Annotated in this window: 16 protein-coding genes and 1 tRNA gene; 6 read left to right on the top strand and 11 right to left on the bottom strand. The window is 42.5% G+C overall.

The window, feature by feature from the left end:
- Window positions 1-6: 6 nt before the first annotated feature.
- From NPE20_RS23945 to NPE20_RS23895, 11 genes are all read right to left on the bottom strand, one after another.
- A complete protein-coding gene (locus NPE20_RS23945) occupies window positions 7-1,107 on the bottom strand; it encodes an efflux RND transporter periplasmic adaptor subunit (RefSeq protein ID WP_256541233.1) in 1,101 nt (366 codons plus the stop codon).
- Window positions 1,107-2,336 (bottom strand): efflux RND transporter periplasmic adaptor subunit, encoded by a 1,230-nt coding sequence (locus NPE20_RS23940; RefSeq protein WP_256541232.1) that lies wholly within the window; start codon window positions 2,334-2,336, stop codon window positions 1,107-1,109. Before NPE20_RS23940 ends, NPE20_RS23945 begins: the two co-directional genes overlap by 1 nt.
- 1 nt (window position 2,337) lies before the next feature.
- Window positions 2,338-3,597: a TolC family protein gene (locus NPE20_RS23935; protein WP_256541231.1), complete on the bottom strand. Its 1,260-nt coding sequence runs from the start codon at window positions 3,595-3,597 to the stop codon at window positions 2,338-2,340.
- Entirely contained in the window at window positions 3,594-5,504 is a 1,911-nt protein-coding gene (locus NPE20_RS23930; protein WP_256541230.1) for an efflux RND transporter permease subunit, read from the bottom strand. The genes NPE20_RS23935 and NPE20_RS23930 overlap by 4 nt, the downstream gene beginning before the upstream one ends.
- Entirely contained in the window at window positions 5,501-6,778 is a 1,278-nt protein-coding gene (locus NPE20_RS23925; protein WP_256541229.1) for an efflux RND transporter permease subunit, read from the bottom strand. Before NPE20_RS23925 ends, NPE20_RS23930 begins: the two co-directional genes overlap by 4 nt.
- A gap of 138 nt (window positions 6,779-6,916) precedes the next feature.
- Window positions 6,917-7,381, bottom strand: coding sequence for a 5-fold beta-flower protein (locus NPE20_RS23920; protein ID WP_256541228.1), 465 nt, complete (start codon window positions 7,379-7,381; stop codon window positions 6,917-6,919).
- A gap of 134 nt (window positions 7,382-7,515) precedes the next feature.
- Window positions 7,516-7,701, bottom strand: a complete 186-nt coding sequence (locus NPE20_RS23915) for a DUF302 domain-containing protein (RefSeq protein WP_256541227.1) — start codon at window positions 7,699-7,701, stop codon at window positions 7,516-7,518.
- Between the two features lie 526 nt (window positions 7,702-8,227).
- Window positions 8,228-8,842, bottom strand: a complete 615-nt coding sequence (locus tag NPE20_RS23910) for a zeta toxin family protein (protein WP_256541226.1) — start codon at window positions 8,840-8,842, stop codon at window positions 8,228-8,230.
- Window positions 8,843-8,886: 44 nt separating this feature from the next.
- The gene (locus NPE20_RS23905) at window positions 8,887-9,159 is read right to left on the bottom strand and encodes a hypothetical protein (RefSeq protein ID WP_256541225.1); all 273 of its coding nucleotides are present in this window, start codon (window positions 9,157-9,159) and stop codon (window positions 8,887-8,889) included.
- 87 nt (window positions 9,160-9,246) lie between these two features.
- The gene (locus NPE20_RS23900) at window positions 9,247-10,467 is read right to left on the bottom strand and encodes a site-specific integrase (RefSeq protein ID WP_256541224.1); all 1,221 of its coding nucleotides are present in this window, start codon (window positions 10,465-10,467) and stop codon (window positions 9,247-9,249) included.
- Between the two features lie 249 nt (window positions 10,468-10,716).
- Window positions 10,717-10,788 (bottom strand) — tRNA-Glu (locus NPE20_RS23895).
- A gap of 215 nt (window positions 10,789-11,003) precedes the next feature.
- Between NPE20_RS23895 and NPE20_RS23890 the strand changes: the two genes are divergently transcribed.
- The 6 genes from NPE20_RS23890 to NPE20_RS23865 are packed head-to-tail and all read left to right on the top strand — an operon-like array spanning window position 11,004 to window position 17,374.
- Complete coding sequence (locus tag NPE20_RS23890; RefSeq protein ID WP_256541223.1) at window positions 11,004-11,285, top strand: DUF427 domain-containing protein; 282 nt, start codon at window positions 11,004-11,006, stop codon at window positions 11,283-11,285.
- 1 nt (window position 11,286) lies between these two features.
- Complete coding sequence (locus tag NPE20_RS23885) at window positions 11,287-12,675, top strand: mercuric reductase (protein WP_256541222.1); 1,389 nt, start codon at window positions 11,287-11,289, stop codon at window positions 12,673-12,675.
- Between the two features lie 9 nt (window positions 12,676-12,684).
- Window positions 12,685-13,650, top strand: coding sequence for an ABC transporter ATP-binding protein (locus tag NPE20_RS23880; RefSeq protein ID WP_256541221.1), 966 nt, complete (start codon window positions 12,685-12,687; stop codon window positions 13,648-13,650).
- Complete coding sequence (locus tag NPE20_RS23875) at window positions 13,643-15,214, top strand: ABC transporter permease/substrate-binding protein (protein WP_256541220.1); 1,572 nt, start codon at window positions 13,643-13,645, stop codon at window positions 15,212-15,214. Before NPE20_RS23880 ends, NPE20_RS23875 begins: the two co-directional genes overlap by 8 nt.
- Before the next feature lies 1 nt (window position 15,215).
- Window positions 15,216-16,370 (top strand): ergothioneine biosynthesis protein EgtB, encoded by a 1,155-nt coding sequence (egtB, locus tag NPE20_RS23870; RefSeq protein ID WP_290427238.1) that lies wholly within the window; start codon window positions 15,216-15,218, stop codon window positions 16,368-16,370.
- A gap of 17 nt (window positions 16,371-16,387) precedes the next feature.
- Complete coding sequence (locus NPE20_RS23865; protein WP_256541219.1) at window positions 16,388-17,374, top strand: L-histidine N(alpha)-methyltransferase; 987 nt, start codon at window positions 16,388-16,390, stop codon at window positions 17,372-17,374.
- Window positions 17,375-17,416 lie beyond the last annotated feature (42 nt).

The raw sequence follows: 17,416 nt of genomic DNA, 5'->3' as shown, positions 1-17,416 counted from the left end.
TACAATCTACATTTTCATTCCGCCCATTGAATTTGCTCCATTCTTCAGGATAAATGCGCTATTGAGAAGATATGCACCGGATGAAACCACAAGCTCGCCTGGAGCAACGCCACTTAGAATTTCTATTTCCTGTTTGTTTTCTACCCCCGTTTTTACCATTCTCTTTTCATACATCCCGGGAACTGTTTGAACCCAAACGGATAATGACGCGTTGGCCGGCACAAGGGCGGATTTGGAAATGACCAGTGCCCTTTTCTCGTTGTGTTTTACTTCCACGGTAGCCATCATTCCCGGCCTGAGTTTCCCGCTGCGATTCTGAACAAGTATTTTAACGGATGATATCTGTTGTCCTTCCTCCAGCACAGGCGGATTCTGGCTAACCCGGCCATTAAACTGCTCATTTGGAAACGCTTCAAACCTTAATGCAACCTCAGCGTTCTGAAGAAGGTCAGCAACTTCGTTCTGATATATTTGGGCAATCACCCAGATGGTTCCGGTTGAAGCTATTTTAAAAAGCGGGGTTCCGGTTGTAACATATTCACCTTCACTGATTTTTAAATCAGCCAGGTATCCCTCAATGTTGCTGTAAAAGTTAACCGTCGCAGATACCTTGTTGGTCCTCGTTAAGTCCCTGACCTGATCTTCGCTTAAACCCCAAAGCAGCAATTTTTTCCGGGAGGCTTCAATCATCGTATTTATAGTTGATTTAATTGTTTCAGAGCCGGGTTGCTGCCTGAGCATGAGCAAATATTCATTTTCATCCGACAGGAGTTCTTCACTATAAACAGCATAAAGAAGCTGCCCCTTTTTAACGGTCTCACCAGGATTACGAACAAACAGCCTTTCTATTCTTCCATTTACCCGGGAACTGATGTCATTGATATTATTTTCATCGATAGCAACATTGCCGGTAAACTCAGAATTTTCAGCAATAACTTTAATTTTCGCCGTATCAATCGAAAGGCCTATCATTTTCCGTTCGTGTTCCGAAAGATGAAGCATTCCCGCCATTTGTTTTGGTCCGGCCTGCTCATGGTGCCTGGATTTGCCACAGCCAAAAAGTGCAGCCAGGCTCAGAATAAATAATATTTTGATCAGCGTGTTCATTATTCTCCTGGTTTAATTAAGCTTTCACTGTCGAGCAGGTAGCCGGCATCTTTCACGATTTCGTCCGTTTCAGCAAGTCCGGAGATAATCTGGGTGACGCCATTCATTTCGGCGCCTGCTTTGACTTCTTTTGCGTTCAGTACGTTATAACCATTTTTGCCGGTGCCCTTCTTTACCCAAACAAATTTTCTGTTACCTAATGACAGAATGGAGGAAGACGGGACAACCAGATACATTCCGGTAGCTTTTAATTCTGCACTTATGACGGAATTTACTTTCAGGCGGAGCGATTCGTTGTTTACATACGCTCTTGCCTGTATAAATTTCTGCCGTTCAGCAAAGGCTGGTTCTATGAAGTTTATTTTTGCTTCTATGCGCTGCTGCGGCAGTAATGGCGTGGTGATATCTAAAGCACTGTTGAGTTTGATTTTCGTGCCATCGTTTGCATCAAAAGCAAGAATGCCGTACAAGCTCCTGCAATCATTAATAAAAAACAGTGTCTGTCCCTTAGTGACATAGCCGCCCTCCCTGATCCGGATGCTGCTTAAATTTGTACCGGGAGGCTGCGCGCCGCCATTTCCGCCGCCCATTCCGCCCATTTCCCCCGCAGTAGAAGCAGAACCTGGAGCCATGTTGACGTTCTGCCGGTCAAAATCATAGAAGATAAAACCATCGTAGGGGCTGTAGACTGCCACTGAAGGTTCCGGCCGCCTGCTTGCCCGGATCCTGTTAATCTGCCCTTCAGATAGCCCGAGCAGCTTTAGCTTTATTCTCGTACCCTCAATTAAAATGGAGTCACTTTTTGTTTCCAGATGATGCAGGTATTCCTCCTGGTAAGTATTTAATTCCGGGCTGTACAAATCGAGTATCTTTTCTCCCTTACGGACATATTGATAATTTAATTTTACATAGAGTTTTTCAATTCTTCCGCTTGCGCGAACGGCTACCCTGTTGTTTTTCCGCTCATCAAGCGCAAAGTATCCGGGAGCATGAATGGTTTGGACGATGTTTTTTGTCTCAGGGCGGATCGTTTGTGCATTGGATAGAACAACCTGGTTTACCGGAGCCAATACGCTTCGGATTAAAGTATCTGTATCTGCTCCGTGGCTGCTCATCCCCGGCATGTCCGCCATCGAATCAGTTACAGGACGGCGCTTTTGTGCCTTATCATTGCGACAGGCGGCAATAAAAACGAAAGCGATGAGCATATATATAACTGATTTAGCCATTTTACTTTTTCTCTATTTCAAATTCATATTCCGCCTGGAGCTGAAGGACGTTATTAAGTTTATTCAGGTATTCCATCTGTTTCATTAGTTTCATTTCCCAGGCATCCAGCAGGATAAAAAAGCTTCCGGTATTCTGTTTGTAAGCCAGTAATGATGTTTGCAGGTTTTTCTGGTAAGAAGGAATAATTTCTCTTTCATAGTTTTTTAACTGATCCTTTTCAAATTTCAGCATACTGAGCTTTTCAGAACTCATCCTTTTCGCCATCAGCTGCATGGTTTCTTTTTCTTTTTGCATGGAAGAAATTTCATATTCCATGGATTTAACTTCTGACCGGTACATTTTTGAAGCCCAGGGGACAATGGGAATGGTGACCATTCCCATCAATGAAAACTGGTTCGGCATTCCGAACATCTGCATATGCTGCACCTTAAAACCAAAATCCGGCCTGCTTGATGTGGACATGTACTTCTTGTTCAAGGTCATTGAGGTAATGGAATTTTGCATCGAGGTGATGTCGCTTCGGTTAATTACAGCAGAGTCGGCGGAAGGAAGTTTCTCGTTATTATTAACTGTAATGCTGGTGTCGATATCAAAAACCGTGTTGATGTCCCGGTTCATCAGGATATTTAAACCAATATTGCTTTCGGCCACCTGTGAAAGAAGCATGGACTTCATATTCTTTAAATCAGTGGTTTTTGCCTGCGCTTTGTAAATCGTACTCAAATCCGACTGGTTATATTTATACCGTTCTTCTGCTGTGGCAATAAAAAGCTGAAGCAACTGCAGGTTCTCGGCAATCGTTTTTAGTTTTTTTTCGGCGACATACCGTTGATAATAGAGCAGTTTAGCATTACTGCGAAGAATGTTTTTTGTCCAGTTCGCATTACTTTGCTGCACACTTGCAAGCGAATTGATGTAATCCTTTTTGGCATTCAGTTTTGCCGAATTTGGAATCATTTGCTCTACAGAGAACATCACGCCAGCCTGGTTCATCGGGTCGTCTTTTGAATTGAGCATTTTCAGATCATAGGGAAAGCGGTCAAGTCCTAATGAAAAGGTCGGCGGCATCCAGCTTTTCGCGCCCTCTTCCTGCGCCTGTATGGATTTTATTTTGGAATCATATTTCAATATCTCCGGATACGATGTTTCAATTTTCCGGAAGATGGTTTGCAGGTCAAGATGGCTGGTGTCTTGTGCCAGTGAAGATGCAGAAGACAGCATTAAGAGTAAAGTGACGATATATGAACCTGCATTTTTCATTCCTGAATATCTAATATTTTAAGCTTGCCATATTTGTTGAATTCCCGCTGTTTCACCATTTCATAGATGAGCGGAAGTATGATCAGCACAAAAAATATGGCTGAGATTAACCCGAAGACAAAAGGAATGGCAATCGGCTTCATGACATCGCTGCCAACCCCGGTAGAGGCGAGCACGGGAATTAATCCGAGAATATTTGCCAGGTTGGTCATCAGAATCGGCCTCACCCGCGGTGTAGCACCGTTAAAGATTGCCGCTCTGATATCCGCCGATGTGATGCTTGAATTTTTGCTGACCATGTCGCCTATAGAATTGTTAAGGTAAGCGATCATGAGTACACCAATCTCAACGGCAACGCCAAAAAGGGCAATGAAACCGACAGCAACAGCCACAGAAAAATTGACGTGATAATAATATAAAGAGTAAACGCCCCCTACCAGTGCAATCGGAACACTGATAAAGACGATCAGAACTTCTTTTGCGGAGCGAAAAGTGAAATACAGGATAAAACCGATAACCAGGATAACTATCGGAATAATGATTTTCAGCCGGTTTTGGGCACGAACCTGGTTTTCATATTGCCCGCTCCATTCTATGAAATAGCCCTTTGGAAGTTTTTTAAAGGCTGCTTCAATTTGTTTCTTTGCGTCGTTCACTACACTTCCCATATCCCTGCCTCTGACATTAAATAAAACAGTGCCCCGCAGCAACGCATTTTCGGAATTGATCATAGGCGGACCTTCACTTATCGAAATATCCGCCAGAGCGGAAAGTGGCAGGGCCCCGTATTGTTGTGTCTGGACAGGAATACGTTTGATCTCGGATAAATCATTCCTGAAATCCTGTGCTAAACGGATGCTTACATTAAACCGTTGCCGGCCTTCAACGGTAGTGGTCAGGTTCATTCCGCCCAGGGCAGATTCGATCAGCATATTGACATCATCGATACTCAATCCATACCGGGCAATTTCTTTGCGGTTAATTTTTATCTTCAGGTATTTCCCCCCGGTCAGCTGTTCAACGTATAGGTCTGCAAGGCCATCAATACCTTTCAATGCTTTCTCCACCTTTAAGGAGATATTATAAATACTATCAAGGTTCTGTCCGTAGATTTTTACGCCGACATCTGTACGGATGCCGGTTGACAGCATGTTAATGCGGTTAATAATGGGCTGTGTCCAGCCTACGGTGACCCCCGGTACCTGAACTTTCTCGTTCATTTCTGCAATGAGTTTTTCCTTGGTAATCCCATCACGCCATTGAGATTTTGGTTTAAGAACGATTATGGTCTCAATCATACTGATGGGTGCATTATCAGTAGCCGTATAAGCTCTTCCGGCTTTACCCAAAACATTTTCCACTTCGGGAAAGCTTTTCAGAATTTTATCCTGTACCTGTAGAATTCGTTTTGCCTCTGAGTTGGACACATCAGGAAGAGTGACCGGCATCATCAGCAATGACCCTTCGTCTAACGGCGGCATAAATTCTGTTCCAAGATTGACGATCATCGGAACACTGCCGATAACAATGATGGCGCAGATGGTCAGAATTATCTTTTTCCGGTTAAGACAAAAGTTTAAAACCGGTTTATAAAGACGTACAAAGAAATTTGAAACAGGGTTCCGGTTTTCCGGAATGAGCCGTCCTTTTACCAAAACCCTCACCAGCATCGGTGAGACCGTTATCGCAAGAATTGCAGCGCCAAGCAATGAAAACGTTTTGGTAAGCACCAGTGGTGAAAATAATTTTCTTTCCTGCCCAGTAAGGAACAGGATAGGCGAAAAGGATATGATCATAATGATCACCGAAAAGAAAACAGACCGGCCCAGCGACGTCGTTGCCTTTTCCACAATCGATATTCTTTCGTCGTCCGAAAGCTCTCTGGTATTTGCGATCCTGTCCTTCATGCCGGTTTCTTTTTAATTGCGTAATCCGTTAAAGAGCGGTAGGCGTTTTCTGCCATCACGATTCCGGGGTCAACAACATCTCCAATAGCAAGGGCAATTCCCCCCAGTGACATGATGTTTGACGTAATACCGAATAGCGACATCAGAATGAAGCCGATTAAAACAGAAAGGATAATGGAAATAATAGCGACCAGTCCGCTCCTGACATGGAAAAGAAATAAAATGACAATAAACGATACAATGAGGATTTCCTGCCATAAAGCATCCGTGAGGGTGCCGATGGAGGCTAAAATAAGGTCACTCCGGTCATAAGCAATTTTAAATTTCACCCCTTCAGGCAATCCTTTTTCTACATCTTTCATCTTGGTTTTCACACGCCGGATAACATCCCTTGCGTTTTCGCCATAGCGCGCCACGACTATACCCCCCACAACTTCACCCTGGCCGTTTATCTCGGTAACTCCCAGCCGCAGGTCGCTGCTCATCTGAATCGTTGCAACATCGCTCAGCTTAACAGGGATAGATTTATAAGAGCCGATGCCGATGTTTTTGATATCTTCAATATTTTCAATGTAACCAAGCCCCTGCACCATCAGTCCTGCATCATTGAATTCATATAAACTGCCGCCCACATCTTTATTATTAGCTGTAATTGCTTTGGCTACATCCATCATCGGAATGTTATAGTACAGCAGTTTATAGGGATTGATGGAAACCTGGTACTGTTTCTGAAATCCCCCGAATGAGGCTACCTCGCTGACACCTTCCACATGCTGCAGGGCAAATTTGACGTACCAGTCCTGCAATGCCCGTAATTCTCCAAGATTATAATTTGGTGCGTCAAGCGTATACCAGAATACATGGCCAACGCCGGTACCATCGGGGCCGAGTGACGGGGTTATCCCGGGCGGAAGAAATTTCTGGGCATAATTTAACCGTTCCAGCACTCGTGTCCTCGCCCAGTATACATCCACGTCATCATTGAATACCACAAAAATGAAACTCATTCCAAACATCGAGGATGCGCGGATCGACTTAATTTGGGGAATACCCTGCAGATTTGACACAAGCGGATAGGTGACCTGGTTTTCCATGATCTGAGGGTTCCTCCCCATCCACTCTGTAAAAACGATCACCTGGTTTTCCGACAGATCGGGAAGCGCATCAACGGGTGTTTTATAGATGGAATATACCCCGCCGATGACAATCATGACAATCCCGACCCACACAAAAAAGCGGTTATGTATTGACCATGATATTATTTTCTCAATCATTTCCTTGGTAATATTAAATAGGGGTCAGCTTCGTACGTGGAGGCAGGACAATTTTATTTGCCTGCACGCATTTGCAAATTGAAATCCGGCATTCGGTTCAGGGCAACCTGGTCAGGGTTGATGAAAACAGAATAAAAATTATTGAGTTTTTTCTTTTTCCTTCTTCAGCTTTGCTTGTTCCAGCCAATAGCAGTGGGCAGCACATGCGTGGAGTTTATAATTCCGGTGAACATATCCCTGGCTATGACCTTTTGGATCCAATATTTCACACCGCTCAGCATCGGGGTTTTTTAGCTGAAGCACGATTTGTCCATCATTGTTATAATAGTCGCCGTTCTTTTTGGCCTTCCCCAGCTTTGTACCATCTGCGCTGATCACATTTCCCTCTCTGTCGATGAAATATAATTTTTGCCCTTTGTTATTTCGGACAATATTGTTTTTATCAATATAACCGAGTTTAGTGCCGCCGTGGTCATGTATTCCGCCTTTGCCGTCAATGGTAATGAAGTTGTACCTGGTTGAATCTTTTGTTTTTTGTGCAAAGGCACTCGCAGCGAACACTATGATCGCTATAGAGGTAGTTAGGAGTTTTAACTTTTTCATAACTTTAATTTTTGCTGTGATTTTTTAGTAAAAATACTTCGGTATTCGCGCAAAGCGTGTGATAATCAGCAATGTAAAAAGTGATCATTGTCATTTTATTATCGTTTATGATAAAAAAATACGTTGAATTTAACTTATAACTCCTTTATGATTTTTTTCAATTTATCTCTTACTTCAATTGCGGTTTTGTGTAAATCTCCATTTAGTATCGCCTGCATAGACGCTACTGAATTTAGGGCTGAAACTTCCACTTTGCCAAGCGTTTTTTCCTGAACAATCACGCTGCAGGGCAGCGCCGTGCCAATCTTGTCTGTGGCCAATAATGCCCGCATATTTATGTATATAGTAACCCGACATTTACATCTAACTGAGCGGGTTTATTTCGGAATAAACCATGAATTTTGCGTCCTTTTTAGTATGGTTGTATCAACATAGTTCTTTAAAATCAACTCAAAATACCTCAGATTATTCGGTGACCTAATCGGTGGCTAGTGCAGTTGTTGTGTTGTAAAATATTGATAAATAGATATTTAAGTTATATATCTGCGGTCCCGTCCAACTCAATTCCACTTGCTCAAAACCATAAAGTCTAATCTTCCTTGAATTATAAAAGGGTAGAATGTACGTTAACACATAAATTCTAAGTTCACTTTTGTAGGTTGATTTGATATCCATGTTATAAATAGTCAAAGCATTTTTATAAGCGTCTAAACCGATAACTTTACTTCGCTCGGCAAAATCCTAAAATGCTTTTGACATCGAAAAATAGCTCACATATTTGAAGATTACTCATCAAAAAATTTCTGCATTATCCAGTATTGCCGCAAGTGTTAGGTATTTTATTAATTAACGTCTAGGCCCTCTATATGGTCTCAGTTCTTGCTTGGGTGGCGGCGGGGTAAACCTGTCAACAATAACATTTACGGTTTGGGTAAGTCTTTCAGGCACGTTGTCGCTTATATGTGTTAACTTACGGTTCTGAATACTAAGTAAAGAACGCAGTTGCCAATCTGTACCTGATGCATCTATGATTTCCAAATTGTCAAACTGTTCAGCAAATTTTTCAAGGTATTGTAAGCCAAGGTCAAAGTTCTGCTCAATGTTATTTTGATCCACGTAATGCCCACCATTTGCTACTCTTTCATTAACACGGTCGATGGAATGTCGAATACTTTCCAGGGTCAGATAAATCATGTTTGTTGTATATCCGAATCGCTTGAACTCAGCCACTATGTCCATCAGGTTGTCATCTCTGAAATTGGTCTCTAAAGTAAAATGCTGCCGTTTTTCTATGGCTTTTGCAGCCTGGATGAAAAATTCTTTTGTCGCCTCCTGATACGCATGTTTTTTAATTATATCAGGTTTTTTGGGCCTCGATATGAGCAATAACTTTGTCCACATCAAAAATAATAGCGCCAATTTCCGACAGATCTTTTGAAAAAGTCGATTTTCCTGCGCCATTAGGCCCCGCGACAAACAATAGTTGCGGGTTATTTGACATAAGACTAAAGGGTTTTTACATGTTGCGCTTTACCATTCTCATCCAATTTAACCAGTTCTTTTCTGTCGCTATATTCATGCACCGCATAGGTATTATTAGGACAAACTGTTGGGTCGTAATAGGTAAGGTAACCACCCTTGGCAAATTTTTCCGCTTTCATGCGTTCGTAGGTTGGCCGCAGTCTTTCACGTAGTTCTTCGTCAGATAACTGGAAGATAGGCGTCGAGCGTAAATCGATGGCGGTTGGGTTACTCATGGTTTGATGAAATGTTCTCATACAAATATAAAGATTGTAGTGTTAAAAAATAAAATGTTATCCGTAAAACTTAAGGTCACAAGGTGCGACCTTGAGTTTTTAATACTCTTAAACCTTAGCATACTTTTGCTTAAGCAAAGACATATCATGACTCACCTTCGTGTCTAGTATTTTGGCGTAATGTTGTGTGGTTTTTATATTCGTATGACCGAGCATTTTACTAACCGTTTCAATTGGTACATCATTAGATAAGGTAACTGTTGTTGCGAACGTATGCCGTGCCAAATGGAATGTTAAATGTTTGACTATACCACTTAGATCCGCAATTTCTTTTAAGTAAGCATTCATCTTTTGATTGCTTAATACGGGTAATAGCAAACCTTGATTTTCGCATTGCGGATAGTCTTGATAGCGATTTATTATAGTAAGGGCTGCCGGCAAAAGCGGAATTCTTGATGACGTATCGGTTTTCTGTCTGCTGGTAAAAATCCATTGTTCACCATCCATTCCCTTTCCAATTTCAACACGCCTGAGTTTTTTAACATCAGCATAAGATAATCCTGTGTAACAGCAAAAAACAAATATATCCCTTACCTGCTTTAAGCGCTCTACAGTTAACTTTTTGTTGTTTGATATGGCGTCCAGTTCCTGCTGTGTGAGAAAAGTACGTTCTTTTGCCTTGGCAGTGGATTTAAAATTGATAAATGGGTTTTGTTTTAGCCAACCATTAGCAATGCAGTGATTAGCTATTTTTTTAAGATGTTTAATGTACTTAGCAGCAGATACACCGGTTATCTTACAATCAGCTTTTAGGTAAAACTCAAATCCTGTGATAAAGGCATAATTTAATTGACTGATCTCTATATCTGTTTTGCCATATTCTTTTTGCAGGAAGCCTGTAAGGTGTTTTTCAGACGTCTTGTATCCTTTTAATGTATTCGACTCAAACCCATTGCCAATCAGGGCCTTTACTTTGTCGTTATGCTCGGCAAACAATTTCATCAAGTAGTGGCTCTTTTCTGTTTTTCCCGCGAATTGGTTCTGTAAGCTTTCAGTGGTAATACGCTGATTGGCATCAATTAGTACCTGATGCGCATTTCTAACCTTAGTTTGCAGGCTGTCCAGATAATTGTTAAGGGATTTGATCTCTTCCTTTGTGCCGATGGCCCGGCCTGCATGGCTGTTCCATTTCGCCGGATCGCATTCTCGTCCGGCAGACATTTCTGCGCGTTTTCCGTTTACGGTAATACGCATGTAGACGGCCTGGGGGCCTCCTTTGTAGTTTTTTTGCTTTCTCAGGTAAAAAAGCAGGTGGAAATTACTTTTCATAATTACAAGCTTAAAAGTGAAACAAAAGTAAGTTTGCAGCCTGCTATTATCAAGATGTTTAATGATTGAACACCTTGATAATCAATTAATTATGAGCAATTCGGTGCGTAGCATTTTTCCATTTAGGTACGCACCGAATTTGCGCCTTTTTTGTTGCGATTTGGTGCATAAAATGGTGTTTGATAGAAACAAAAAAACCTGCAATCATTTGATTTGCAGGTTTTTAGCATCTTTCGATATTGTTTTAAGTAGCCCGTAGGGGAATCGAACCCCTGTTTCTAGAATGAAAATCTAACGTCCTAACCCCTAGACGAACGGGCCATTTTAGGGTGATAAACCTGTTATTTCAGATTTAATTCCCCTTATTTTGGGATTGCAAAGATATACGTTTCCTGATAAATTAAAAATAAATTTTCAGAAAAAATTTATTCCATGACATTCCCCTTAAAAATCAACCCAAAATAGCAAACAAAAAACGCCTCCGGCTATTATAATTTCCATACATATAAACTACCTTTATATAAATACTTACCCCTATGAAAGCAGTTTGGAACAACCAGGTAATTGCCGAAAGCAATGATACCATTGTAGTAGAAAATAATCATTACTTCCCAAAGGATAGCGTTAAGCCCGAATTTTTAAGAGAATCGCCTACACACAGCACCTGCCCGTGGAAAGGCCTGGCCTCCTATTATACCCTTGAAGTTGACGGCAAACAAAACCAGGATGCAGCATGGTATTACCCCGAACCTAAAGAAGCAGCGGCAAACATTACCAATTACGTAGCCTTTTGGAAAGGGGTTCAAATAACCAACTAATATGAAGCAATACGATTGTATAGTTATAGGATCGGGGCAGGCAGGCACCCCTTTGGCCAAAAAATTGGCCCAGGCCGGCAAAAAAACCCTGCTTGTAGAGAAACGCTTTATTGGGGGCACCTGCGTAAACGACGGCTGTACACCTACCAAAACCATGGTGGCCAGTGCCCGTGTAGCTTACCTTGCCGGTAAATGCAACGATATGGGGGTTACCATAAAGGGCTTTAAGGTAGATATGCGGCAGGTTAAAAAACATAAGGACGATATAGTTCTCAAATCGCGCAATGGCGGGCAGGCGGCTGTAGAGAAAACCAAAAACCTCGACCTGCTTTTTGGGGATGCCACTTTTATCGATAAAAAAACCATTTCGGTACAACCTAAAACAGGTAAAGTAAAAGAGTTTAAAGCCGACCAGATCTTCCTCAATGTAGGTACTAAAACCATCATTCCAAAGGATATTGAGGGCCTGGACGATATCGATTATCTAACTTCAACCACCATCCTTGATCTGGAGAAAATTCCGGGGCACTTATTGATCATCGGTGGAAATTATATAGGACTTGAATTTGGGCAAATGTTCCGCAGGTTTGGCAGCAAGGTTACAATACTGGAAAAATCGGCCCGCATACTATCAAAAGAAGATGAGGACATTTCTGCAGAAATGACCCATATCCTGGAAGAGGAAGACATTAAAATTTATTCCAACGCTAAAACCACTAAATTTAAAAAGAAAGCTGGTGGTAAGATCACGGCAACAGTTATAGTCGGCGGCGAAGAGCAAAAAATAAAATGCACGCATGTGCTCATCGCTATAGGCCGGTCGCCACAAACCACTACCCTTGGCTTAGATAAAACAGGCGTAAAAACGGATGAGAGGGGTAACATCATTACAAACGAAAAGCTGGAAACCAATGTAAAAGGTATTTATGCCCTGGGCGATGTAAGAGGCGGCCCGGCATTCACGCATATTTCATACAACGATTACACCATTGTATACCGCAACCTTATCGAAAAACAAGATCTAAACATAACAGACAGGCTCATACCCTATTGTATGTTCACCGATCCCGAGCTTGGCCGGGTGGGCATCTCTGAAACCGAAGCGAAAAAGCAGGGACTTAACTACAAAGTGGCCATACTACCCATGGCGCATGTTGCCCGGGCTATTGAAACCGGTGATACCCGCGGCTTAATGAAGGCAGTGGTTGATCCTGATACTAAAAAAATATTAGGTGTTGCTGTAGTGGGTACCGAGGGCGGCGAAATTATGTCTGTACTGCAAATGGCAATGGAAGGCGACATTACTTACGACAGGATCCGTTATTGCGTATTTGCGCACCCCACCTATTCCGAATCGCTCAATAATTTATTCATGACCTTAGAGGACTAATAACCCTGTATGATAAAAGTTGAGCGCCTGGTAAAAGCTTTTGGTACAACAAAGGCAGTTAATGATATTTCCTTCGAGGTAAACGAGGGCGAAAATATGGTGCTTTTAGGGACCAGTGGCTGCGGTAAAACCACCACGCTAAAAATGCTTAACCGGCTGATAGAACCCGATAGCGGAACAATTTATATCGATAAGAAAAATATTTTTGAACAACCGCCCGAATTATTGCGCCGTGGCATTGGCTACGTATTGCAAAACAACGGCCTGTTCCCGCATTATACCGTAGCCGAAAACATTGCCGTAGTACCTAACCTGTTAAAATGGGATAAGGCCAAAACCCAAAAACGTATTAACGAGTTACTGGAAAAACTACATTTAACAAAAGACCATTTAACAGCCTACCCTAACGAACTAAGCGGTGGCCAGCAGCAACGTATCGGGCTGGCACGTGCCTTGGTAGCCGACCCGCCTGTGTTGTTAATGGATGAGCCTTTTGGCGCGCTTGATAATGTTACCCGTTCAAAAATACATGGTGAGTTTAAAGCACTGGACGAGCTGAAACGTAAAACCATTATTATGGTTACCCACGATGTGCAGGAAGCTTTTGAACTGGCCGACCGTATCGCCTTAATGGATAAAGGAAAAATAGTACAAATTGGCTCACCTGCCGAGTTGCTGTTTAACCCGGTAAATAGCTTTGTAAGCGGCTTCCTGCAGGAACAGCGCTTGCAATTGGAGTTTAAAACCATTAAACTGATTGATATTTGGGAGCACCTGCCCGATAGCGGCAAGAAAACAAGCACCTCCCTTCTATCGGCACAACTGGGCGTTTGGGAAGCTTTGGAGAATTTTAAGTTTTACCCAAAAGAAAACCTCAACATTATTAACCAGCAAAATAAGGAAGTAAAATCTGCTACGTTTGACCAGCTGATGGCCGCGTTTTCACAATATAAAAACCAGCAGCCCCATGAATGAGCATCAACAAACTTTATGGGAGTTTATGCATCAACAGGCCGATAAGCTGGGGATGCAAACGCTGCAGCATATCGGCTTAACATTTATATCGTTATTTATTGCCGTGCTTATTGGTTTGCCGCTGGGCATTTACATCACCCGCAAAAAACAACTTTCGGGGTTTGTTTTGGGTATTGCAGGCATTTTGCAAACTATCCCCAGCATTGCATTATTGGGTTTTATGATCCCCGTTTTAGGCATTGGCGCAAAGCCCGCTATAGTCGCGCTGCTGCTTTATGCACTGTTGCCTATCATCCGCAATACCTACACGGGTATTACCGGGGTTGATGCAGCCGTTAAAGAGGCTGCTATAGCCATGGGCATGAGCAAATGGCAGGTATTGTTTAAAGTTGAATTACCTTTGGCTATGCCAGTTATATTGGCAGGCATCCGTACAGCAACGGTTATTAACGTGGGGGTTGCAACCCTCGCATCCTATATTGCTGCCGGCGGCCTGGGCGAGTTTATTTTTGGCGGCATCTCGCTTAACAATACTAATATGATTTTGGCAGGGGCTATCCCCGCGGCATTGCTGGCCATCATCTTTGATTTCCTGCTATCACTTGTACAAAAACTGAATTTTAAAAAGATAAAAGGAGCGGTTAAAATTGCCCCGGTGCTTTTGATCCTGCTTTCCTGCCTATACTTTATTCCATCAGCCTACGGCGGCAAGTTAACCGCGGGCTTTACCCCCGAGTTTATGGGCAGGCAGGATGGCAACCTGGGCTTGATAAGCAAATACGGCTTAAAGATCCACACCATAGTTATTAGCGATGCCGTGATGTATAAGGCCGCACAGGAAAAGGAACTCGACGTAATAAGCGGTTACTCTACCGATGGCCGGCTAAAAGCTTACAACCTGGTGGTTTTAGATGATGATAAAAAGATCTTCCCCCCATACTATGCAGCGCCCGTTGTCCGTGAAGATGCCCTGAGGAAATTCCCCGAACTGGAAAAAACACTGAACCTTTTATCGGGCATGATAAATGATTCTATCATGACGGAATTAAATTACAAAACCGACTACCTTCACCAAACGCCAGAGCGGGTAGCCAAAGATTTTTTGATGGCTAAAAAGCTTTTTAAGCCCGATCGTGGGGGTAATGGTGGTACAGTACGCATAGGTTCGAAAATATTTGGCGAGCAATACATTTTGGCCAGCATGTATACCATGCTGATAAAAGGGTATACCAATTACAACGTGGCTACCAAAACCGGCCTTGGCGGCACCAAAATAGTTTTTGACGCCATGACAAACGACCAGATAGACGTTTACCCTGAATATACCGGAACAGGCTTACTGGCTATATTGCAGGCACCTGCTAAAACTGTAACTACGTTGCAGGTAAACAAGGATAGCACTTACAGTTACGTACAAAGGGAGTTTTTGAAGCGTTATCAAATAAAGTGGTTAAAACCAATTGGCTTTAATAATGCGTATGCATTAATGATGCGCCAGAAGCAGGCAAATGAGCTGCACATTAAAACAATTTCGGACCTGAAAGGGTTTTTGGAAAATAAGTAATATGATTGATTTAGCCGACTGTTATAAGAAAGTACGCCAGCGTACCGAAGCTATTTGCGAACCATTGCAAACCGAGGATTACGTAGTACAACCCGTGGTTGATGTTAGTCCGCCTAAGTGGCATATCGGGCACACCACCTGGTTCTTCGAAACGTTTATCTTAAAGCCCTATTTCGCCGAGTACCAGGAATTCGACCCTAACTACAATTATGTTTTTAATAGCTATTACGAAACCGTAGGCAATCGCGTTATCCGTACGGATAGGGGGAATTTAAGCCGCCCAACGGTTATTGATATTAAACTTTATCGCAAATATGTAGATGACGCCATGTACAATTTTATTGCCTGCGGCGATATCAGCGATGATGTTAAAGAATTGCTTATACTTGGTTTTAACCACGAAGAGCAGCATCAGGAGCTTTTACTGACCGACATCAAATACATCTTGGGGAATAACCCATTGTTTCCGGCTTATTCGCATAACTATGTTTCGCCTAAATCAGAAAAAACCGGTGGCGAATTTATTAAGCTAAACGAAGGCGTTTATGAAATAGGCTTTAATGGCGAGGGTTTTAGTTTTGATAATGAACTAAACCGCCATAAAGTATATTTAAACGCTTATGAGATAAGCCCGGACCTGGTAACCAACGCCGAATACCTGGAGTTTATAAACGCCGGCGGCTATCACGATTTTCGCCACTGGCATGCGGCCGGCTGGGATTGGGTAAACAGCAATAAAGTAGAAGCGCCCATGTATTGGCATAACATTAACGGCGAATGGCATAACTATACCTATCATGGTTTAGAACATTTAAACCTTCACGAGCCGGCGCGCCACATTAGTTATTATGAGGCTTATGCCTACGCCTCGTGGAAAGGCATGCGCCTGCCAACCGAATTTGAGTGGGAAGCAGCAGCAACAAAATTTAAATGGGGCAAATGTTGGGAATGGACTGAAAGTGCCTACCTGCCCTACCCCGGTTTTGCAAAAGCGCCGGGTGCAATTGGCGAGTATAACGGCAAATTTATGGTAGGCCAAAAAGTACTTCGTGGCGCATCAGAAGTTACCTCGCCCAATCATAGCCGTATTACTTACCGTAACTTTTTTCAGCCAGAACTGCGCTGGCAATTTACTGGCATACGTCTTGCTAAATAACATCAAATTTAATACCTATGGCTTCCACCACCACAGCAACACAAGCATCTGTTAATACCATAACCGATGAGCAATTTTACAAGGACGTTATGGCAGGCTTAACCGCCAATCCAAAGCGCTTAGATTCAAAATACTTTTATGATGCCCAGGGCGATAAGCTTTTTCAGGAGCTGATGGGTTGTGAAGAATATTATCCAACCAATTGCGAAATGGAGATCTTCACTTCGCAAACAGCAGAAATTTGTAAAGCGATAATTGCTGATGGCGATGCCTTCGACCTGATTGAGCTGGGTGCCGGAGATGCCACAAAATCAACCCAATTATTAAAATACCTGATAGATAATAAAGCCGATTTTAGCTACCTGCCTATAGATATATCAGAAAATGTGATCTCGTATTTGAATATTACACTTCCGGTAACATTGCCCGGCATAAAAATCACCGGCCTTAACGGCGAGTATTTTGATATGCTGAAAAAGGCCGCCGCCATATCCAATAAACGTAAAGTTGTAATGTTTTTAGGCTCCAATATTGGCAATATGCCGATACCTGTTGCACAGGGCTTTTGTCGCGAATTGCGCAAAAACCTTTCTGAGGGAGATATGATGCTGATAGGCATCGACCTGAAGAAAAACCCAAAAACGGTTTTGGCTGCTTATAACGACAAGGGCGGTATCACCAAACGCTTTAACCTTAACTTGCTGGAACGTATTAACCGGGAACTGGGTGGCGATTTTAACACCTCCCATTTTGACCATTACGCCACTTACGATCCCGAAACCGGTGCATGCAAGAGCTACCTGATCAGCCTTACCGATCAAAAAGTAAAGATCGGTGACGAAACCGTTTCCTTTGTAAAAGATGAATACATCTACATGGAAATTTCACAAAAATACGCCATAAAACAAATTAACGATATGGCCGAAGGCGCGGGCTTTAAGCCGTTAAACCAGTTTTTTGATAACAAGAAATGGTTTGTGGATAATATCTGGATGGCCGAATAGATTTTATTCATCGCTATATATCACAGGTATACTCCTACTCCA

The organism is Mucilaginibacter aquariorum, from assembly GCF_024498135.1.
GTDB classification, from domain to species: Bacteria; Bacteroidota; Bacteroidia; order Sphingobacteriales; family Sphingobacteriaceae; genus Mucilaginibacter; species Mucilaginibacter aquariorum.
This window is presented reverse-complemented; position numbering and strand designations above follow the sequence as displayed.

Bases quoted from the DNA above. Each gene is read 5' to 3' on its own strand.
- NPE20_RS23945 (WP_256541233.1), bottom strand. From the start codon at position 1,107: ATGAACACGCTGATCAAAATATTATTTATTCTGAGCCTGGCTGCACTT.
- NPE20_RS23940 (WP_256541232.1), bottom strand. From the start codon at position 2,336: ATGGCTAAATCAGTTATATATATGCTCATCGCTTTCGTTTTTATTGCC.
- NPE20_RS23935 (WP_256541231.1), bottom strand. From the start codon at position 3,597: ATGAAAAATGCAGGTTCATATATCGTCACTTTACTCTTAATGCTGTCT.
- NPE20_RS23930 (WP_256541230.1), bottom strand. From the start codon at position 5,504: ATGAAGGACAGGATCGCAAATACCAGAGAGCTTTCGGACGACGAAAGA.
- NPE20_RS23925 (WP_256541229.1), bottom strand. From the start codon at position 6,778: ATGATTGAGAAAATAATATCATGGTCAATACATAACCGCTTTTTTGTG.
- NPE20_RS23920 (WP_256541228.1), bottom strand. From the start codon at position 7,381: ATGAAAAAGTTAAAACTCCTAACTACCTCTATAGCGATCATAGTGTTC.
- NPE20_RS23910 (WP_256541226.1), bottom strand. From the start codon at position 8,842: ATGGCGCAGGAAAATCGACTTTTTCAAAAGATCTGTCGGAAATTGGCG.
- NPE20_RS23905 (WP_256541225.1), bottom strand. From the start codon at position 9,159: ATGAGAACATTTCATCAAACCATGAGTAACCCAACCGCCATCGATTTA.
- NPE20_RS23900 (WP_256541224.1), bottom strand. From the start codon at position 10,467: ATGAAAAGTAATTTCCACCTGCTTTTTTACCTGAGAAAGCAAAAAAAC.
- NPE20_RS23890 (WP_256541223.1), top strand. From the start codon at position 11,004: ATGAAAGCAGTTTGGAACAACCAGGTAATTGCCGAAAGCAATGATACC.
- NPE20_RS23885 (WP_256541222.1), top strand. From the start codon at position 11,287: ATGAAGCAATACGATTGTATAGTTATAGGATCGGGGCAGGCAGGCACC.
- NPE20_RS23880 (WP_256541221.1), top strand. From the start codon at position 12,685: ATGATAAAAGTTGAGCGCCTGGTAAAAGCTTTTGGTACAACAAAGGCA.
- NPE20_RS23875 (WP_256541220.1), top strand. From the start codon at position 13,643: ATGAATGAGCATCAACAAACTTTATGGGAGTTTATGCATCAACAGGCC.
- egtB (WP_290427238.1), top strand. From the start codon at position 15,216: ATGATTGATTTAGCCGACTGTTATAAGAAAGTACGCCAGCGTACCGAA.
- NPE20_RS23865 (WP_256541219.1), top strand. From the start codon at position 16,388: ATGGCTTCCACCACCACAGCAACACAAGCATCTGTTAATACCATAACC.